This is a genomic window from Methylobacterium sp. CCH5-D2, assembly GCF_001556475.1.
Classification (GTDB): Bacteria; Pseudomonadota; Alphaproteobacteria; order Rhizobiales; family Beijerinckiaceae; genus Methylobacterium; species Methylobacterium hispanicum.
Map to the genome: position 1 here is coordinate 1 of NZ_LSIX01000114.1, position 2,375 is coordinate 2,375.

The following is a 2,375-nucleotide window of genomic DNA, read 5'->3' on the forward strand; positions in this document are numbered from 1 at the left end:
CCCGCTCCGCCGAGCGGGTCCGCCACGCTTTCAGACTGACGAAGGCCATGAAATCTCCGCCAGCGATGAGCCGGCTGCTCGGGTCGGCGTGGAGTGCAACAATGTTGCAGCAAGTCCCGCCCGTCCTGTCAAGTTTTCCCGGCCCCATGCCGGGGCGCGTCACAAAGGCATCGAAACGCTCCACAAACCTGCTAGAGCCTGCCGGAAGCCTTCGGCACCCCGTCGCCACGGGGCGAGGACGGGAGATCTCTGTTGCGACCCTGGCGGGACGGACCGGGCGACCGGCGCGGCTACCACCACGGCAACCTCAAGGAAGCCCTGATCGAGGCGGCGCGCCGCTTCATCGCCGAGCGGGGCATCGCGGGCTTCACCCTGGTCGATGCCGCGCGCCTCGTCGGCGTGACGCCGGCCGCGCTCTACCGCCACTTTCGCGGTCGCGAGGCGCTGCTGGAGGAACTGGCCGGGCGCGGATTTGCCGACCTCGCCGAGCGCCTCGCCCGGGCGCTCACCTCCCGCGGCACCGCACTGGAGCGCTTCACCCGGATGGGCGAAGCGTATCTGGCCTTCGCCGAGGAGGAGCCGGCCTACTACGCGGCGATCTTCGAGACGCGGGGCCTCCACGTCAGCATCGACTCTCCGGCTCGGCCGAGCCCGTTCGACATGTTGGTCGAGGCGCTGCGGACGACCTTCCCGGAGGGGTTCGGCGGCGTGACCCCGCGCTTCATCGCGTTGGAGGTCTGGGCGCTGGCGCACGGCCTCGCCACACTTTCGGCCGCGGGCCACCTGCCGAAGGGGCCGGGCCTGCCCGACAAGTACGAGCTCCTGCGCGCGGGTGTGCTCGCTCTCGTTCACGGCGCGGGTACCGGACGGCCCTGACCGTCGCGCCCGCGCGTGCCCGCCCCTTGAAACGCTCACGGCGACCCCGCATGTTAACGTCGTTCACATGAACGCGGAGCCCACCCGTGAGCACAACCTCATCCAACCCCTGGGCCAACGGCAGGGTCTGCCGCTCGGGCCCCTTCCCGCGCCGCTCGATCGAGATCGGTGCGATCGTCCTGGCCTTCATCTACTGGTGGCCGATCGGTCTCGCCCTCGTCGCCTGGAAGGTGGCTGGCTATCCGGCGCTGTCCGAGTTGCGCGGTCTCGGCGAGCGTCTTCGGGATGGCGGCCGGCCGGTCTCGCGCTTCGCCCAGGCCTTCGAGGCTGCCAACCGCGGCTCCTCCGGCAATGCGGCCTTCGACGATTACCGCCGGGCCGAGCTCGACCGTCTGGAGGCCCAGCGCCGCGCACTCCAGGAGGAGAGCCGCGCCTTCGCGGCCTTCGTGGAGGAACTGAAACGGGCCAAGGACCGCGAGCAGTTCGACGCCTTCATGGCCAAGCGCCGCGCCGAGGGCGGTGAGGGTTCTCGCAGCGTCTGACCCGATCCGCCGAACGCCATCCGGGCTCCCCGCTTCCCGCGGGGGGCCCTTTTTCATACGCCGAACCTCCCGCGGGTTGTTGCATGGCCGCCGCCAGTTCGGCACACCGTCACCGCGGGTAGGCAACGGGGAACGACATGGCGGCGTCCGTCACGGTGGTGGACCATCCTCTGGTGCAGCACAAGCTGACGCTGCTGCGCGACCGCGAGCGCTCGACACAGGGATTTCGCAATCTCCTCAATGAGATCGGGATGCTGCTGGCGTACGAGGTGACGCGCGACCTGCCCCTCGAACCGGTGATGATCGAGACCCCGATCCAGACGATGGAGGGGCGGCAAATCCAGGGCAAGAAGCTTGTGCTCGCCCCGATCCTTCGCGCGGGCGTGGGCTTTCTGGACGGCATGCTCTCGTTGTTGCCCTCCGCGCGCGTCGCCCATATCGGCCTCTATCGAGATCCAGACACGCTCGAGGCGGTCGAGTACTATTTCAAGGCGCCATCCGACCTCGCTGACCGCACCGTTCTGGTTCTGGATCCGATGCTGGCGACCGCGAATTCCGCCGTCGCCGCGCTGCAGCGGTTGAAGCAGCGTGGCGCGCAGGATCTGCGCTTCGTCTGCCTGCTAGCCGCGCCCGAGGGCATCGCCCGCTTCCAGGCAGCCCATCCTGACGTGCCAATCTGGACCGCCGCGATCGACAGCCATCTCGACGATCACGGCTACATCGTGCCGGGCCTCGGTGATGCGGGGGACCGCATGTACGGCACCCGCTGATCCCGGCCTCTACGGCCGCGCCGCCGGCGGGCGGCGCCGTCCGGCCCCTCCCCTATCGGGACCGTCGTGAATGGGGTGCGACCGTCCCGTGGTATCACCGGTCGGGAGAGGGTTGTCCGATAACCCAGATGCGCGAACGGCCCGCCCTCTGGAGAGGACGGGCCGTTCGGATTTGGTTGCGGGGGTT

The 2,375-nt window shown here is 69.3% G+C and carries 4 protein-coding genes; 3 read left to right on the plus strand and 1 reads right to left on the minus strand.

Annotated features, from left to right (window positions below):
* Positions 1–184: hypothetical protein (locus tag AX737_RS35105; RefSeq protein WP_210173125.1), on the minus strand; the 184-nt coding region annotated here is incomplete at its 3' end.
* Between the two features lie 68 nt (positions 185–252).
* Here AX737_RS35105 and AX737_RS02315 point away from each other — a divergent pair.
* From AX737_RS02315 to upp, 3 genes are all read left to right on the plus strand, one after another.
* The gene (locus AX737_RS02315) at positions 253–876 is read left to right on the plus strand and encodes a TetR/AcrR family transcriptional regulator (protein ID WP_066918692.1); all 624 of its coding nucleotides are present in this window, start codon (positions 253–255) and stop codon (positions 874–876) included.
* 86 nt (positions 877–962) lie between these two features.
* Complete coding sequence (locus tag AX737_RS02320) at positions 963–1,418, plus strand: DUF2852 domain-containing protein (protein WP_066918694.1); 456 nt, start codon at positions 963–965, stop codon at positions 1,416–1,418.
* A 137-nt stretch (positions 1,419–1,555) separates the two neighbouring features.
* Positions 1,556–2,188 carry a uracil phosphoribosyltransferase gene (gene upp, locus AX737_RS02325; protein WP_066918696.1) on the plus strand — a complete coding sequence of 211 codons (633 nt, stop codon included), beginning with the start codon at positions 1,556–1,558 and terminating at the stop codon, positions 2,186–2,188.
* The last annotated feature ends 187 nt before the right edge of the window (positions 2,189–2,375 follow it).

What these genes read in the sequence shown, in the direction of transcription:
- upp (WP_066918696.1), top strand. Translation starts at nt 1,556, where the DNA reads ATGGCGGCGTCCGTCACGGTGGTGGACCATCCTCTGGTGCAGCACAAG.